Below are 17,298 nucleotides of genomic sequence, written 5' to 3' on the forward strand. Positions count from 1 at the left end.
CCGAAGCCGCCCCTTCCTGGTGCAACTGTTGCCCGGTCACAACCTGGCAACGCCTCGCCTTACAGCGAGTAGTACATGTCGAACTCGATCGGGTGAGTCGTCATGCGGAAGCGGGTCACTTCTTCCATCTTCAGTTCGATGTAGGCATCGATCATGGAGTTGGAGAAGACGCCGCCGCGCGTCAGGAACTCGCGGTCATTGTCGAGGTATTCCAGGGCCTGGTCKAGGCTGGAGCACACGGTCGGGATCTTTGCATCCTCTTCCGGCGGCAGGTCGTACAGGTTCTTGTCGGCAGCTTCGCCCGGGTGGATCTTGTTCTGCACGCCATCCAGGCCGGCCATCAGCAGTGCCGAGAAGCCCAGGTACGGGTTCATCAGCGGATCCGGGAAGCGGGTCTCGATACGGCGGCCCTTCGGATTGGCAACGTACGGAATGCGGATCGAAGCCGAACGGTTGCGAGCCGAGTACGCCAGCTTGACCGGTGCCTCGAAGCCCGGCACCAGACGCTTGTACGAATTCGTGCCCGGATTGGTCAGGGCGTTCAGCGCGCGAGCGTGCTTGATGATGCCGCCGATGTAGTACAGGGCGAATTCCGACAGGCCGGCGTAGCCGTTGCCCGCGAACAGGTTCTGGCCGTCCTTCCATACGGACTGGTGCACGTGCATGCCCGAGCCGTTGTCGCCAACGACCGGCTTCGGCATGAAGGTGGCGGTCTTGCCGTAGGTGTGGGCGACGTTCTGGATCACATACTTTTGCAGCTGGGTCCAGTCGGCGCGCTGCACCAGCGTGCTGAACTTGGTGCCGATTTCGTTCTGGCCCTGGCCGGCAACTTCGTGGTGGTGGACTTCCACGGGGATGCCCAGCGATTCCAGGATCAGGCACATTTCCGAACGGATATCCTGGAACGTGTCGATCGGGGCGACCGGGAAGTAGCCGCCCTTCTTGCCCGGACGGTGACCGCTGTTGCCGTGCTCGAATTCCTTGCCCGACGACCACGGTGCTTCTTCCGACTGGATCTTGACGGAACAGCCCTGCATGTCGATGTTCCAGGTCACGCCGTCGAAGATGAAGAATTCGGGTTCCGGACCGAAGAAGGCGGTGTCGCCCAGGCCCGTGCTCTTCAGGTAAGCCTCGGCGCGCTTGGCGATGGAACGCGGRTCGCGGTCATAACCCTTGCCGTCCGACGGTTCAACCACGTCGCAGGTCAGGATCAGGGTGGGTTCTTCGTAAAACGGATCGACGTTGGCGGTGTTCGGATCCGGCATCAGCAGCATGTCCGAAGCCTCGATACCCTTCCAGCCGGCGATCGACGAGCCGTCGAAAGCGTGGCCGCTTTCAAACTTGTCTTCGTCGAAGTGCGACACGGGTACCGACACGTGTTGCTCTTTGCCTTTGGTATCGGTGAAACGGAAATCGACGAACTTGACGTCGTTTTCCTTCACAAGCTTCATCACATCTGCAACGCTGTGGGCCATGCCTATCTCCTGGAAATTCGGCTGAAGTCTATAAAGCCATTCTTGCGTCGATCTCTACAGCGCTACGCCTGGAAGGCGTTGGGGGCAGGATAAAGATCGGCCACGAAAGGGACGAGGAATGTTAGCAGAAAGCGTGCCAAGGCAACCCCCTTGTCACCCCTGCGTTCCCGAAAAAAGTGCAGCTGCGCGGCGCGATTCAGGGCCTGCGGCGCGTTCCGGGTGCAGCATATGACATACACCACAATTCTGCTGCCTCGTCGGTCGCGCCCGCTGCGGCAAGGCTCCGCGACCGCCGCAAACAAAAACACCTTAATGGTGCATTTGCACGCCAATTTGCACCGTTTCCGTGCTCACGCACCAGATTAGTTCATTTTGGCGCGAGCGGGGCAGTCTTGCCTGCTTGCGGTGCAGAAGTACCCGGTGCGGACGCCATGCCGCCGGTATTCCCGTTGTCCCGGCGGAAGTCTATACYGTTCCCCGCCAAACGCACCGGCACGCACTCCCGGCGCGCTAGAATACTTGCCGGGCTCCCCTTGACGCCATTCCACCCATCGATTTTGTCACCCAGATGACCACCCGAGACGAACTCCTCCAAGCGGCGCGGCAGCGCCAGCAGCAAAACCAACTGCCCTACTTCGGCGCCCTCTCCCCGCAGGAAGCCTTCGCCTTGCTGCAGGGCGACCCCACTGCCGTGATGGTGGATGTGCGCACGCAGGCCGAACTGGACTGGATCGGCGCGCCGGACCTGCCGGAAGCCCAGGCGGCGCATGTGGAATGGAGCAGCTATCCGGGCGGCGCGCAGAATGCTGCGTTCATCGCCCAGCTGAAGGCCCGCGTGCCCGCCGACGTGCCCGTGCTGTTCCTGTGCCGCAGCGCGGCGCGCTCCAAGCATGCCGCCCGCGTCGCCACGGAGGCTGGCTACCAGTACGCGATGGATGTGCTGGAAGGTTTCGAAGGCAGCCGCGATGAACACCATCACCGCAAGACGGTGGAAGGCTGGTGCTTCCGGGGCCTTCCCTGGCATGGCGCCTGAAGCGGCGGCACGCCCGCGCCCCAAGCAAAACGGGACAGCCTGGCTGTCCCGTTTTTCATTTCCCCGGCGCTTGGCGGTTCAGTCCCCCGCCGGATCGCCTGGCCTCCGCGCTGCCACTTCCACCAGTTCGAAGCCCATCGCCCGCACACCTTCGCGCAGCATGGCATAGGCCGGCTCGACCTGATCGGCCGGGCCCTTGACGCCCAGGTCAATATGGCGGCGCGCATAAAGTTCGCCGCGCTTGGCATCTCCCACCGACGGCAGGCTGAACACGCGGATGCCGTCGAACGCGGCCTCGACCCGCTCCATCAGCGGCGTCAGCGTGGACTCCGGCGCCTCGAACACCAGGAAGGAGCGCTCCACCTGCACCGCCAGATGGAACAGGTGCGGATAGTAGTGGTCCAGCACCCATTCCATCATCGGCCACGCCATCACCGGGAAGCCCGGCATGAAGTGATGGTCGGCCACCGAGAATCCGGGGATGCGGTTGTAGCTGTTCGGGATGATGCGCGCCCCGGCGGGGAATTCGCCCATCTTGAAGCGATGCTGGTTTTCCGGCAGGTTCAGGTCGGCCTTGACCGCATCGCCAGCCGCCGTCTCGGCAATGCGCTGCGCGATCAGTTCCCGCGCCTCGGGATGCAACTCAAGCGGCACCCCCAGCGCAGCCGCCGCGCACTGCCTGGTGTGATCGTCCGGGGTCGCGCCAATGCCGCCGGTGCAGAACACCACATCGTCGCCGGCGAAGGTACGGCGCAGCGTCGCGGTAATGCGTGCGCGTTCGTCGCCCACGTACTCCGCCCAGTCCAGCGCCAGCCCGCGCGCCGCCAGCAGTTCGATGGCACGGCGCATATGCTTGTCTTCACGCCGCCCCGACAAAATCTCGTCACCAATGACGATCAGGCCGAAACCCATGATGCCCTCGCTTCAGGATTGTTCAAGGCGCCGCACATCCGACGGCGCGAGATCGATAACGTCCACTACCGGCGCGGCCGCTGCGGCCGCGGCCGCGCGTTCGACACGCAACTGCTCCAGCGCGCGCAGGCAGAAATGGCCGAACCACAGCGCCGAGAAGATAAAAATCAGCACGTAGAGCCAAAGCGTGGCGGCCAGTACGAACGGAAAGAGAAAAATCAGCGCCGCCGAAAACACCCAGATCAGCGTCGGCGCCGAGCCCAGCAGGCCCACTGCCACGCCAATGGTGAGCAAGGCCCCGCGGTGGCGCTTCATCAGCGTCTTGCGCTCCTCCGCGGTGGCATGCTGGGCCAGCGCATCGTAGGTCATCACGCGGTAGGTCAGCCAGCCCCACAGCAACGGCGGAATCAGCGCGAAGAACGGCGGAATCAGCCACAGAGGCAACGTCACCAGCGTCAGCAGCAGGAACACCATGGTGCTGCCCAGTGCGTGGAACACGCTGCCCAACATGCTGCCGCCCCTGGACTTGACGAGGTCCGGATAGCTGCGCTCCAGGTGCCGCACCGCCGCCGGCACCGAGAACAGGCTGATAAACACCAGCATGGAGGCGATCACCAGCGGGATCATCAGCGCGATCACGAACAGCGGCGCCACCACCGTGCGCAGGGACTGCAGGCCGAACCAGTCGAGCGCGCCGTAGATCCAGCTGGTCAGCACCGAGGCTTCCAGCACGCCGCGCGCGGCCGTCATGATCGGCTCCCATCCCCACAGCAGCAGGCCACCCCACAGCCCGGTGGCGAGCAGGAAAGGAATGACGGTGAGCATCAGCATGCGCGGATGCAACTGGCTGATCAGGGCACGGCCAAGCGCGCGGAAAATATCGTTCATGCAGTGAATTGGGTTTCCACAAAGGCGGGGACAAATAGACTAGCACACGTCATAAGTGTCGCGGGGGACGCGTGCGCGGCCGCTGCTTGACAGCCCGGCGCCGCCGATACGGCAGGCGGGGGGGATGGCGCCACCTGGCCGCCGCTCAGGCGGCCAGGCGCGTCAGCCGCGCCGCAGCAGGCGCTTGATGCCGTACCACTGCTGGGACAGCAAACCGGTGCCGTAGTTGCGTCCCTTGCCTGCCGGCGGCGGCATCTGGTCGCGGATGCCGGTGGGGTAATAGGCGTCGGTGAATACGGCGGTGCGAAACAGCATGTCCCACCAGGGGAAGATCACGCCGTAGTTGCATCCGCCCAGCCGGGTGGGCCGGCCGATTGCCTCGTGCCCGAGACCCACCGCATGATGCATGCGGTGAAAGCGCGGCGAGACCAGCAACCGCTCGCCCAGGGGGCCAAAGTGCAGGCGCAGGTTGGCATGCTGCAAACTTTGCAGCAGTTGCGACAGCGCCACCAGCAGTACGTACTGCGATGGCTCGACGCCCACCGCCAGCGCGGCCACGGCGAACACCACGTCGCGCAGCATGTCGTCGAGCAGGTGGTTGCGGTTGTCGCTCCACAGCGTCATCTGGCGCTGGCTGTGATGCACGGCATGCAGGCTCCACCACCACCGGTAGGTATGCGAGAGCCGGTGGTACCAGTAGTCGAGCAGGTCGAACAGCAGCAGGTAAATGAAGAAGCTGACCAGCGGGATCGAGGTCACCGCCGGCCACCAGTCTTCCACATTCACGCGCTGCCAGCCAAGCAGCCGCAGATGTCCTTCCAACCCGTCCATCAGCGGCCCGAGCAGGAAGAACATGGCGAGCCGGAACAGGCCAAGGCGATGCACCACGGTATAGAGGATATCCGTGCGGATCGCTGCGCGATCCGTGACGGCCTCGACCGGGCGCAGCTTTTCCAGCGGCCCGAGAATCAGCACCATCACTGCGATCTGCACCAGCCCCACAAGCAGCCATTCGGTGCCGGTGAAGGCGTCCTCGGCATAACCGCCGAAGCCGAGTTGGTAGACCACGGGCAGGATCACATCCTGGAACAGCGTGGCCTCGATCTGGCCTACCCAGGCATTGAGCGCATCGAGCATCAGCGTCTCCCGGCCATGGTGGCGGCCTGGCCGCGTATCCAGTCACGATAGGCCGGATGGTCGCGCAGCGTCGCAAAGCAGAAGCCCTTCTGCTCCAGGCCGCTGATCAGCGGCTCCAGCACGCCGGGCGCCCACGGATCCTTGCGCGACCAGATGCCAAGATGGGCCATGGCGATGTCGCCATCGCGCAGGTCGCGCAGCGCGCGCGCCAGTAATGCCTGGTTGGAAAAACGCTCGGAAGATAGCTCGTCCCCGAGGAAGCCCGCCGGCGCCCAGCCCACATGCTTGAAACCGCACTGCTCGGCCCATTGCAGGGTCTGCGGTGCGGTATGGCCGCCCGGCGCGCGCCACAGCGGCGACATGGCGGTCCCGGCAAGGCTGCGCAGCGCCTGCGCGCTGCGGTTGAGTTCGCTGCAGAAGCTCTGCTGGTCCATGACCACATCCTGCCCCGCATGCGCGCCGAACTGCGGGCGCATCTTCACCTTGCCGTCGCGCACGCCGCGCAGGTAGACGTGATCGAAGGTATGGCTGCCAAAGACATGGCCATCGGCCGCCAGGGTCTTCCAGTATGCGGCCCAGCCCGGATCGAGCGAGCTGTCCTTGTTGATCGTAGGCTCGTTGGCGAGGAAGAAGGTGGCCTTGATATGGTGGCGGCGCAGCGTGTCGGCAATCAGCGCCGCCTGGCTCATGCTGCCGGTGTCGAAGGTCAGGTAGAGCGTGCCGGCGCGGCAGGCCGGTGGCGCGGTCTGCCCGGCTTCGGCCGAGCCGGCCGGCGAGGCGGCCAGCGCCAGCCCGGTGGCGGCAAGCCCCGCAGCCACCGCGCGGACCAGGGCGCCGGGCAGCCAGGGCTGCGAAATCTTGCTCATGATGCCTGTCCTGATTTCCTGTGACTGCGTTGGAGTGGCAGCGGCCATACTAGTTTCGATACCGTGCCGGCCGCGGCGTTCCCGCCCGTGGCGCGGCTACCCGCCATCCCTCAATAAAGCGGTGCGCGGGTACGGAAATAAATACCGTGGGGCGAACGGCCCACGCGGATGGTCTTGACCAGCTTGCGACTGGCCACGTCGATCAGGCCCACCGAGCGCGCCCAGCGGAAACTCACCCACAGGGTCTTGCCGTCGGCCGTCAGCTCCATGTCGTCGGGGCCGGCCGGCAGGCCGGTGATGTCGCCGACCTTGGTCAGGGTCTGCTGGTCGATGATGCTGATGGTGCCGGAAACCCGGTTGGACAGGAACAGATGGCGCTTGTCGCCCACCGCGCGGAAGTTGTGCGCGCCCTTGCCGGTCTGGATCTGCTTGACCATGGTGCGGGTACGCCAGTCGATCACGGCCACGTAGTCGGCGCCGGTCATGCCTACCAACAGGTATTTCTGGTCCGGCGTGACCCATACGCCCGCGGGTGCGGAACCGGCATCCATGCGCCACATCACGGTCTGCGTGGGCAGGTCGATGGCGACCACCTCGTTGGAGTCCTGCAACGTGACAAAGGCGATGCGGCTATCGTCGGTGAAGGCGATATGGCTGGGGGTCTTGGCCAGCGGCAACTGCTTGGCGATCTTCAGCGCCTTGCCGTCCCAACGGTAGATATCAACCCGATCCAGCCGGTTGCCGGTAGCCAGGAACCATTTCTGGTCGGGCGAGAAGCCGATCTGGTAGGGATCGTCGATATTGGCAACGCGCTGCTGGACCTTGCCGGTAACCGGATCAAGGAAGACCAGGTCGTTGCCCACCGCATTGGCGACAATCAGCGACTTGTCGTCAGGGGTGGCGATCAGGTGGTGCGGCTCCTTCCCGATCGGGAACGTCTCCAGCACCTTCTGGGTGTCCTTGTCAATCAGCGTGACCGTGGCATCACCCGAATTGAGCACCACCACGACTTCCGCCAACGCCGGCGCCGCTACCATCCCCAGGGCCAGGGTGCCGATGGCGGCAAACCCGGAAACTACACGACGCAATGCGAGCATAAGACCGTTAAACAATGACTTAATCGATCATTCTAACGTTTTCGGACTGTGATCCGATKACCTAGCGCAACAAACTAACATTTGGTCACAATCTCCGCCCGGACCAGTGCCCGGGCGGGGCGACGCGCCCGGTCTTCAGCGCTGCATGGCCTCCCACACCTTTTGCAGCCGCTTCACCGACATCGGCACCGGCGTGCGCAATTCCTGCGCGAAGAGCGCGATCCGCAGCTCTTCCAGCATCCAGCGGAACTCGTCCAGCCGGGCGTCTTCCACACCCCTGCCCTGCTGCCGCAATTGCGTCTCGGCGCGCTGCCATTGCTGCAACAGCGGCGTGATTTCCTGCAGGCGCTGCGTATCGCGCGCCGGATCGCCCTTGATCTTGTCGATGCGCATGGCGATGCCCTTCAGGTAGCGCGGGAAATGCACCAGCTGCTGGTAAGGCGTATCGGCCACGAAGTTCTTGCCCATCAGCCGCGTCAGCTGCGCCTGCATATCGGCATGCGCAGCGGCAAACGGCTTGGCCTGGATCAGCTTGCGCGGCAGCGTCGCGTATTCGGCCAGCACCGCCCCAACCAGCCGGGCGATTTCCTGCGCGAGCAGGTTCAGGCGCGAGCGCCCTTCCTCCTTACGCGCGGCGAACTCGGCCTCGTTGCGCGGCAGCGGCGCCTGCAGGCAGGCCCGCTCCAGCGCCAGCATCACGATCTGGTCGCGCAGCATTTCCTGCGTGCCCAGCGTCATGTACTGCATCGCCATCTGCTGCAGGCCGGGGATGTTCTTCTCCAGGAACTTCACCTGCTCGCGCAATTGCAGCGCGAACAGGCGGCGCAGCCCGGCGTGGTGGATGCGCACCGCCTCCTGCGGATCGTCGAACACCGCCACTTCGCAATAGGTGGTGTGGTCAACCAGCGCCGGGTAGCCATACAGCGTCTGGTTGCCCTTGCGGATCTCCAGCAGCTCAGGCAGTTCGCCGAACGACCAGCTGGTCAGGTTTTCGTACTGCCCGGCCTCGGCCGCCGGCACATCGCGCGCCGCGATGTTCTGGAACGACTGCTGCGCCTGCCCGCCGAACTCGGCGCGCAGCTGCGCCAGGTTACGGCCCATGTCCAGCTGCCTGCCGTGCTCGTCCACCACCTTGAAATTCATCGCGTGGTGAGCGGGCAGGGTTTCCAGCTTGAAGTCCGCGCGCTTGACCATGGTGCCGGTCTGCTCGCGGATGTCGGCGATCAGCACGTCGAGCAGTTCGCCTTCGCCAAAGGGATTGCGATCGACAAAGCCCGCCGCGTAATCCGGCAGCGGCACGCAATGGCGCCGCAGCTTCTGCGGCAGCGACTTGAGCAGCAGGTGGACCTTCTCCTTGACCATGCCCGGCACCAGCCAGTCGGCCCGCTCCGGGCGCACCTGGTTGAGCGCATACAGCGGCACGGTCAGCGTCACGCCGTCGCGATGGCTGCCAGGTTCGAAATGATAGGTCAGCGACATATCGACGCCGGCCACCGGCATGACCTTGGGGAACAGGTCCGTGGTGATGCCGGCAGCCTCGTGGCGCATCAGCTCTTCGCGGTTCAGGTAAAGCAGCTTGCGGTCGCGCGCGCTTTCGCTCTGGTACCACTGCTCGAACGTGGCCTGCTGATGGATCTCCGCGGGGATCAGACGGTCGTAGAACGCAAAAATCAGTTCATCGTCCACCAGCACGTCCTGGCGGCGCGACTTGTGTTCCAGATTCTCGATCTCGCGTGTCAGCCGCTGGTTATGCGCGAAAAACGGCAGCTTGGTGTCGAACTCGCCCTCCACCAGCCCGCGGCGGATAAACAGCTCGCGTGCTTCCTGCGGGTTCATCGGGCCGTAGTGCACGCGCCGGTGCTGGTAGACCACCAGCCCGTACAGCGTGGCGCGCTCCATCGCCATCACCTGGCCGGATTTTTTCTCCCAGTGCGGATCGCTCCAGCTCACGCGGAGCAAATGGCGGCCCACCTGTTCCAGCCATTCCGGCTCGATCCTGGCCAGCGTGCGAGCGAACAGCCGGCTGGTCTCGATCAGCTCGGCGCCAATGACCCAGCGGCCTACCTTGCGCGCGATCAGCGAGCCGGGCCACAGATGGAACTTGATGCCGCGCGCGCCCAGGTACTCGCGCCCGCGGCCGTCGGCGTCTTCCAGCTTGCAGCCCACATTGCCCAGCAAGCCGGTGAGCAGCGCCTTGTGCACTTGTTCATAGGTGGGCTCGCTTTCGTTGAGGCGCCAGCCCTGCTCCGTCACGGTGGTCAGCAACTGCGAATGCACGTCGCGCCATTCGCGCAGGCGCACATGCGACAGGAAATTGGCGCGGCACTGGTCCTGCAACTGGCGGTTGGTCTTCTTGTGCGCCACCGCCTCCTCGAACCATTTCCACAGCTTGACCCAGCCCAGAAACTCGGACTTCTCGTCCATGAACTTGCGGTGCGCCTGGTCGGCCGCTTCCTGCGCCTCCTGCGGGCGGTCGCGCGGGTCCTGCACCGACAGCGCGCTGGCGATGATCAGCACCTCGCGCAGGCAATGGTGCTCGCGCGCGGCCAGGGTCATGCGGGCCACCCGCGGGTCGAGCGGCAGGCGCGCCAGCTGGCGCCCGGTCTGGGTCAAAGCGTTGGCGTCGTCACCCACGCTTTCCACGGCACCCAGTTCCTGAAGCAACTGGTAGCCGTCGGCAATGGCGCGGCCCAGCGGCGGCTCGATAAAGGGGAAGGTCTCGATCGCGGTCAGCTTCAGCGCCTTCATGCGCAGGATGACCGCGGCCAGCGAGGAGCGCAGGATTTCCGGATCGGTAAAGCGTGCGCGGCCGATGAAATCGGCCTCCTCGTACAGCCGGATGCACACGCCGTCGGCCACCCGGCCGCAACGCCCGGCCCGCTGGTTGGCCGCAGCCTGCGAAATCGCCTCGATCTGCAACTGCTCGACCTTGTTGCGGTAGGAATAGCGTTTGACTCGCGCCATCCCGGTATCGACCACATAACGGATGCCTGGCACCGTCAGCGAGGTTTCGGCCACATTGGTCGCCAGTACGATGCGGCGGGCATTGGAGGGCCGGAACACGCGTTCCTGCTCCTGCACCGACAGCCGCGCGAACAGCGGCAGGATCTCGGTATGCGGCGGATGGTGCTTGCGCAGCGCTTCCGCCGCCTCGCGGATCTCGCGCTCGCCGGGCAGGAATACCAGCACGTCGCCCGGCCCGAGACGGCATAGCTCGTCCACGGCCTCGACGATGCCGTCGAAGAGGTCGCGATCCTTCGTTTGCGCCGATCTGGGCGCAGCCTCGCCCGGCGCGGGCTTGTCCTTCTCGATCGGCCGGTAGCGGATCTCAACCGGATACAGGCGCCCGCTGACCTCGATCACCGGCGCGGGCTTGCCACCTTGTGCGAAATGCTCGGCAAAGCGGTTGGCGTCGATGGTCGCGGACGTGATGATCAGCTTCAGGTCAGGCCGCTTCGGCAGGATCTCCTTCAGGTAGCCGATCAGGAAATCGATATTGAGGCTGCGTTCATGCGCCTCGTCGATGATGATGGTGTCGTAGGCCCGCAGCAGCGGATCGGTCTGCGTCTCGGCCAGCAGGATACCGTCGGTCATCAGCTTGACCGAGGCACCGGGCGACATGGTGTCGTTGAAGCGCACCTGGTAGCCCACATGCTCGCCCAGCGGCGTGCCGATCTCCTGCGCGATCCGCTTGGCCGTGGAGGTGGCCGCGATCCGGCGCGGCTGGGTATGGCCGATCAGGCCACCGCCGCCATCCGCGCCCGGGCCGCGCCCGATCGACAGGCAGATCTTGGGCAACTGGGTAGTCTTGCCGGAGCCGGTCTCGCCGGAAACGATCACCACCTGGTTGGCCAGCAGCGCTTGCGCGATTTCCTCGCGGCGGGCCGATACCGGCAGCGCCTCGGGGAAGCTGATGGGCGGCAACGGATTGGCCTGGCGAACCGGACGGCGCGCTTCACCCGGCGCACGTTCCTGGCGCTCTGCCCTGTCCTGACGCTCCGGACGCTCCTGGCTTCCGGGCGGCGCGGCGCGGCGCGGGCCGGCCTCGCGGCCTTCCCGTGGCGGGCGTGGCGGCGTGGCCGTGCCATTCGTGGGACGCGGACGGGCGGGCCTGTCCTGGCGCGGCTGTCCTGGCGGGCGTTCGGCGGGTGCGCCGGCTTGGGCCGGGGAGCCGCCTGCCGGCTGGGGTGGATGGCGCCCCTCCTGCCGTCCGGACGGGCGCTGCTCGCGGCGCCCTTCCTGGCGCTCGCCGGCTACCGGCGCAGCGGCGACGGCAGGCGCGCGGGCCTGCCTGGCGGCGGGCTGATTAGCGGGCTGGGCGGGAGACGGGGCGACCTTGGGCGCCGGCTGGCCGGCATCGGTTTTCCGATCCGGCGACAAAGGTTTGGCGGGGCGTTGTGCTGACATTGGCCGGGATTATAATCCGCGGCATGAATGCAAGAACCGACACGCTAGCCGACGCGCCCGCGCCGTCCGAAAAGGACGAGCCCCTGCCCGTCACGGACCCTTCCGCGCCACCCGCGCCTGCTGTCTGCGCCGACCCGGTCGAGCGCGGCGGCCCCGACCACCAGCAGTTCGTCGACTGGCTACGAGCGGTCGCGCCCTATATCCACGCCTTCCGCGGCAAGACCTTCGTGATCGCCTTCGGCGGCGAACTGGTCAAGGCCAACATCCTCAATGCGCTGGTCAACGACGTGGCGCTGTTGCACGCCATGGGCATGCAGATCGTGCTGGTACACGGTTCGCGCCCGCAGGTGGAAGAACAGCTCGCGCTGCGCCACGTCGAGTCGCAATTCACCGACGGCGTGCGCATCACCGACAACGCCGCGCTCGAATGCGCCAAGGAAGCCGCCGGCGAACTGCGCCTGGACATCGAGGCCGCCTTCAGCCAGGGCCTGCCCAATACGCCCATGGCGGGCGCCCAGCTGTCGGTGATCTCGGGCAATTTCGTTACCGCGCGCCCGCTGGGCATTGTCGACGGCGTGGACTACCAGCATACCGGCCTGGTGCGCAAGATCGACGGGGAGTCGGTGCGCATGTCGCTGTCGCACGGCAAGATCGTGCTGCTTTCGCCACTTGGCTTCTCGCCGACCGGCCAGGCCTTCAACTTGTCGATGGAAGACGTGGCCAGCGCCACCGCCATCGCGCTGAAGGCTGACAAGCTGGTCTTTATCACCGAGGTGCCCGGCGTGCAGGACGCGGTCGGCAAGCTGATGCCGGAAATGTCGCTGCGCACCGCCATCGAGCGGCTGCAGAACAACCACCTGCCGCCCGACGTCGCTTATTACCTCGAACACCTGGTCAAGGCGCTCAAGGGCGGAGTGCCGCGCGCCCACCTGATCCCCTTCCACCTGGACGGCTCGGTGCTGCTGGAACTGTTCCTGCACGACGGCGTCGGCACCATGATCTCCGACACCGACCTGGAAAGCCTGCGCGAAGCCACGCTGGACGACGTCGGCGGCATCCTGCAGCTGATCGCGCCGCTGGAGCAGGACGGCACGCTGGTGCCGCGCGGGCGTCACCTGATCGAGCGCGACATCGCCAACTTCTCGGTCATCGAGCACGACGGCGTGCTGTTCGGCTGCGCGGCGGTCTACCCTTACCCGCGCGAGGGCATGGCCGAGATGGCCTGCCTGACGGTGTCCTCCGAAGCGCAGGGCACCGGCGACGGCGAACGCCTGCTCAAACGCATCGAGCGCCGCGCGCGCAGTCTCGGCCTGGACCGCCTGTTCGTGCTCACCACGCGCACGGAACACTGGTTCCTCAAACGCGGCTTTGTCCACGCCAACGTGGACGACCTGCCGGAAGACAAGCGCAAGCTGTACAACTGGCAGCGCAAGTCCATGGTGCTGATGAAGAAACTGTGATGGCGGTGGGGGTAGCCTGAAGGCTGGCCTCCGCTTCGTTACAATAGCGGCACCGCAACGGCCGGCTCCCTCGCCGCGCCGGCTACATCACACGATAACAAGGAGTTCCCATGGCCCGCATGGTTCAATGCGTCAAGCTCAACAAGGAAGCCGAAGGGCTCGACCTGCCGCCGCTGCCGGGCGAACTCGGCAAGAAGATCTGGCAAAGCGTGTCCAAGGAAGCCTGGGCCGGCTGGCTCAAGCACCAGACCATGTTGATCAACGAGAACCGCCTCAATATGGCCGATGCCCGGGCACGCCAGTACCTGCTCAAGCAGACGGAGAAGTACTTCTTCGGCGAAGGCGCCGACCAGGCACAGGGCTACGTCCCGCCGCCGCAAGCGTGATTTCCCCTGCCCGCGGCCTTGCGCCTCCGGGTGGGAAGAAAAAAGGGTGCCATTCGCGGCACCCTTTTTTCATGCGCTGGCGGCCCGTCGGCGGGGCCGGTCAATGGTCAATAATCGCTGCGCGCCACGCCATCGGGCGTGCCAAGCAGCAACACGTCGGCGCCGCGCAAGGCAAAGAGTCCCACTGTGACCACGCCGGGCACATGATCGATGGCCGCTTCCAGCGCCTTCGGATCGGTGATCTTCAGGCCTGCGACGTCCAGGATCACATTGCCGTTGTCGGTCTTGTAGATGCCGCCCTCCTTGGTCATCCGCAGGCGGGGCTGGCCGCCAAACGTGGCAAGCTTGCGCGCCACCGCGGCACGTGCCATCGGAATCACTTCCACCGGCAGCGGGAATGCGCCCATCACATTCACCAGCTTGCTGCCATCGGCGATGCAGACAAAACGCTGCGCCACCGAGGCCACGATCTTTTCGCGCGTCAGCGCGCCGCCGCCGCCCTTGATCATGGCGCCGCTCGCGTCGATCTCGTCGGCGCCGTCCACATATACCGGGATCTCGTCGACCTCGTTCAGGTCCAGCACCTTGAAGCCGTGCTGTTGCAAGCGGCGAGTGGAAGCCTCGGAGCTGGAAACCGCGCCAGCGAACCGTTCCTTGAACGCCGCTACCGCATCGATAAAAAGGTTGGCGGTGGAGCCCGTGCCCACGCCCAGCACCGCACCCGCCGGCACTACCTCCTTGACATAGTCGGCCGCGGCTTGCGCCACCAGCGCCTTGAGTTCATCCTGTGTCATGACAACAGCCCGTCTGCTTTGGGGGAAACCGCATAGTGTACCGGATTGCCGTGGCATCGCAGGTGCTGGCGCGTACCGACGGTACAATGCCCCGAGGCATGCATCAGCGCGGCGTCCGGGACCTGCCGCTTCGGTCCCGCGCCATCACCAAACCTTTATAAGCAACTCACTGACCATGAACCAGCTCGATCAGCTCAAGCAGTTCACCACCGTGGTGGCGGACACCGGCGATTTCCAGGTGATGAAGCAGTACACGCCGCAAGACGCCACCACCAATCCCTCCCTGATTCTCAAAGCCGTCCAGAAGACCGAGTACCGCCCGCTGCTCGAAAAGGCCGTGCGCAGCCATGAAGGCACCGACGCGGTCATGGATGCCCTGCTGATCGCCTTCGGCTGCGAAATCCTGGCCATCGTGCCGGGCCGCGTCTCGACGGAAGTCGACGCCCGCCTGTCCTTCAACACCGAAGCCACCGTGGCCAAGGCGCGCCACCTGATCTCGCTGTACGAGCAGCGCGGTATCGCCCGCGAACGGGTGCTGATCAAGATCGCTTCSACCTGGGAAGGCATCCGCGCYGCCGAAGTACTGCAGCGCGAAGGCATCCGCTGCAACATGACGCTGCTGTTCTCGCTGGCGCAGGCCGTCGCCTGTGCCGAGGCCGGCGCGCAACTGATCTCGCCCTTTGTCGGCCGCATCCTGGACTGGCACAAGAAGCAGGCCGGCGACAAATGGGATGCCGCCGCCAACGCCGGCGACAACGATCCCGGCGTGCGCTCGGTGCGCCAGATCTACGACTACTACAAGAAGTTCGGCTACCCCACCGAAGTGATGGGCGCCAGTTTCCGCAGCACGGAGCAGATCCTGGCGCTGGCTGGATGCGATCTGCTGACGATCAGCCCGGACCTGCTGGAAACGCTGGCCGGCAGCGCAGGGACGGTCGAGCGCAAGCTGTCGGTCGACCAGGCGCAGGCCGGCAATATCGCCCGCATCGCGTGCGATGAAGCCGCCTTCCGCTGGCAGCTCAACGAGGATGCGATGGCGACGGAGAAGCTGGCCGAGGGAATTCGCGCGTTTGCCGCGGATGCGGTGAAGCTGGAGGCGTTGATTACGGCTTGAGGGTAGCGGCGCCACGCCGGCTGGTCGGCGCTCGGGCGGCACTGACCAGTTGATATGCAGGCCTGGATACAAGGCGAAATCCTGCATGCGGGCGGCCACCACGATCACGTCCCCCGCAGCTCTCGCTGCCGTATCGATGGGTTGCGGCATTTTGAGAATCAGGCGGCGAAGCGGTTCAGGCCGGCGCCGCCGGAGCGCCGTCCCACAGCAAGGGCAAGACTACCCCGGCCGGTCCCCGCAGCACGGTGTCAGCGGTCTGGTCCAGCGCCGACGGCTCGGGATTGACCACGATGACGTGGGCGCCATGATCCTTGGCGGCACCGGGCATGCCGGCGGCCGGATAGACCAGGCCCGAGGTGCCCACCACCAGGCAAAGGTCGCAATTCTCGGCCGCGTGCTCTGCACGATAGCGCGCCACGCGCGGGAGTTCCTCGCCAAACCACACCACGCCGGGACGCATCATGGCGCCGCAGATGGCACAACGCGGCGGCATGCCGGGCGCGGCGGTCGCCGGGTCGCAACGGCCGCAGCCGTCCAGCCATTTGTTGGCGAACAGGTTGCCATGCAACTCGATCGCATCGGGGCTGCCGGCACGCTGGTGCAGGCCGTCCACGTTCTGCGTGACGAGGGTGACAGCCTTTTGTGCCGCGAGTGCCGCGATGGCGAAATGCGCCGGGTTCGGATGCGTTGCCGCCACCAGCTCGCGCCGGTGCAGGTACCACTCCCACACCAGCGCAGGCTGGCGCCGGTAGGCATCTTCCTGCGCCAGTTCCTCGGGATTGAATCGCGACCACAGGCCGGTCATGGCATCGCGGAACGTGGGCACGCCGGACTCGGCGGAAACGCCGGCTCCGGTCAGCACCATGACATTGCCGGCCCCGGCGATCAGGCGGCGCGAGGCTTCCAGTGCCTGCGCGTCAAGGTCCGCCGCCATGCCGTCAGCGCGGCAGGCGGCGCTGGCGCACCGCTTCATAGAGGCACACGCCACTGGCTACCGAGACGTTCAGGCTTTCCACGCCACCAGCCATCGGGATGCCGACCAGTTCGTCGCAGGTTTCGCGGGTGAGGCGGCGCATGCCCTCGCCTTCGGCGCCCATAACCAGAGCCATCGGGCCCTTGAGGTCGACGTCGTAGATCGTCTTCTCCGTGCCGTCCGCGGTGCCGATCACCCAGATGCCGCGCTCCTGCAGTTCGCGCAGGGTGCGCGCCAGGTTGGTGACAGTGATGTAGGGGACGGTTTCCGCCGCGCCGCTGGCCACCTTGGCCACCGTGGTATTCAGGCCCACGCTGCGGTCCTTGGGGGCGATCACCGCATGCGCGCCGGCGCCGTCGGCCACGCGCAGGCAGGCGCCCAGGTTGTGCGGATCGGTAACGCCGTCCAGCACCAGCAGCAAGGGCGTGCCCTCGATGCCGTCCAGCAGTTCGTCGAGATTAAGGGCCAGCGCCACGTCTTCAGCGCGGGCGACCACGCCCTGGTGACGGTCGGTGCCGGCCATGCCGCGCAGGCGCTCGGCGTCCACCGGGTGCAGGCGAACGTTAAGGCTTTCGGCAAGGCGGATGAAATCCTGCATGCGGCGGTCACGCCGCGCGGATTCTACGTAGACATCGGTGACGCCGGCGGCGTCCTGGCGCAGGCGCGCGGTGACGGCGTGAAAGCCGATCAGGAGTTTTTGTTTAGCCATGGCGGGATTGTACATTCCCGCCATGGCTTGGCCAGTTGCCGGGGCCG

14 protein-coding genes are annotated in these 17,298 nt (G+C 65.7%); 4 read left to right on the top strand and 10 right to left on the bottom strand.

The window, feature by feature from the left end; translation table 11 throughout:
* Positions 1–59: 59 nt before the first annotated feature.
* Positions 60–1,475 carry a 3-hydroxylaminophenol mutase gene (locus AC1DT6_RS16405; protein WP_035867014.1) on the bottom strand — a complete coding sequence of 472 codons (1,416 nt, stop codon included), beginning with the start codon at positions 1,473–1,475 and terminating at the stop codon, positions 60–62.
* A 568-nt stretch (positions 1,476–2,043) separates the two neighbouring features.
* Here AC1DT6_RS16405 and AC1DT6_RS16410 point away from each other — a divergent pair.
* Positions 2,044–2,508, top strand: a complete 465-nt coding sequence (locus AC1DT6_RS16410) for a rhodanese-like domain-containing protein (protein ID WP_035867017.1) — start codon at positions 2,044–2,046, stop codon at positions 2,506–2,508.
* 78 nt (positions 2,509–2,586) lie between these two features.
* Here AC1DT6_RS16410 and AC1DT6_RS16415 read toward each other — a convergent pair whose 3' ends face one another.
* The 6 genes from AC1DT6_RS16415 to hrpA all read right to left on the bottom strand — a co-directional run bounded on the left by AC1DT6_RS16415 (position 2,587) and on the right by hrpA (position 11,815).
* A complete protein-coding gene (locus tag AC1DT6_RS16415) occupies positions 2,587–3,420 on the bottom strand; it encodes a competence/damage-inducible protein A (RefSeq protein ID WP_441632148.1) in 834 nt (277 codons plus the stop codon).
* Between the two features lie 12 nt (positions 3,421–3,432).
* Entirely contained in the window at positions 3,433–4,308 is an 876-nt protein-coding gene (locus AC1DT6_RS16420) for an EI24 domain-containing protein (protein WP_477114785.1), read from the bottom strand.
* 162 nt (positions 4,309–4,470) lie between these two features.
* A complete protein-coding gene (locus tag AC1DT6_RS16425; protein WP_441632145.1) occupies positions 4,471–5,445 on the bottom strand; it encodes a sterol desaturase family protein in 975 nt (324 codons plus the stop codon).
* Positions 5,445–6,311: a polysaccharide deacetylase family protein gene (locus AC1DT6_RS16430; RefSeq protein ID WP_441632143.1), complete on the bottom strand. Its 867-nt coding sequence runs from the start codon at positions 6,309–6,311 to the stop codon at positions 5,445–5,447. Before AC1DT6_RS16430 ends, AC1DT6_RS16425 begins: the two co-directional genes overlap by 1 nt.
* Before the next feature lie 110 nt (positions 6,312–6,421).
* A complete protein-coding gene (locus AC1DT6_RS16435; RefSeq protein ID WP_441632212.1) occupies positions 6,422–7,348 on the bottom strand; it encodes a YVTN family beta-propeller repeat protein in 927 nt (308 codons plus the stop codon).
* A gap of 195 nt (positions 7,349–7,543) precedes the next feature.
* Entirely contained in the window at positions 7,544–11,815 is a 4,272-nt protein-coding gene (gene hrpA, locus AC1DT6_RS16440; RefSeq protein WP_477111423.1) for an ATP-dependent RNA helicase HrpA, read from the bottom strand.
* A 23-nt stretch (positions 11,816–11,838) separates the two neighbouring features.
* On the opposite strand from hrpA, the gene argA reads away from it, so the two are divergent.
* The gene (argA, locus tag AC1DT6_RS16445) at positions 11,839–13,275 is read left to right on the top strand and encodes an amino-acid N-acetyltransferase (RefSeq protein ID WP_045239419.1); all 1,437 of its coding nucleotides are present in this window, start codon (positions 11,839–11,841) and stop codon (positions 13,273–13,275) included.
* Between the two features lie 110 nt (positions 13,276–13,385).
* Entirely contained in the window at positions 13,386–13,661 is a 276-nt protein-coding gene (locus AC1DT6_RS16450; protein ID WP_035874906.1) for an oxidative damage protection protein, read from the top strand.
* A gap of 107 nt (positions 13,662–13,768) precedes the next feature.
* Here the strand turns inward: AC1DT6_RS16450 and rpiA are convergent, their stop codons facing one another.
* A complete protein-coding gene (rpiA, locus tag AC1DT6_RS16455; RefSeq protein ID WP_035874903.1) occupies positions 13,769–14,455 on the bottom strand; it encodes a ribose-5-phosphate isomerase RpiA in 687 nt (228 codons plus the stop codon).
* A gap of 175 nt (positions 14,456–14,630) precedes the next feature.
* On the opposite strand from rpiA, the gene tal reads away from it, so the two are divergent.
* A complete protein-coding gene (gene tal, locus AC1DT6_RS16460; protein WP_441637509.1) occupies positions 14,631–15,569 on the top strand; it encodes a transaldolase in 939 nt (312 codons plus the stop codon).
* A 175-nt stretch (positions 15,570–15,744) separates the two neighbouring features.
* Here tal and AC1DT6_RS16465 read toward each other — a convergent pair whose 3' ends face one another.
* Both AC1DT6_RS16465 and rlmB read right to left on the bottom strand, forming a co-directional pair.
* Entirely contained in the window at positions 15,745–16,503 is a 759-nt protein-coding gene (locus AC1DT6_RS16465; protein ID WP_477102934.1) for an SIR2 family NAD-dependent protein deacylase, read from the bottom strand.
* Between the two features lie 4 nt (positions 16,504–16,507).
* Entirely contained in the window at positions 16,508–17,251 is a 744-nt protein-coding gene (rlmB, locus tag AC1DT6_RS16470) for a 23S rRNA (guanosine(2251)-2'-O)-methyltransferase RlmB (RefSeq protein WP_035874924.1), read from the bottom strand.
* Positions 17,252–17,298 lie beyond the last annotated feature (47 nt).

Source organism: Cupriavidus sp. 01L45, assembly GCF_056399885.1.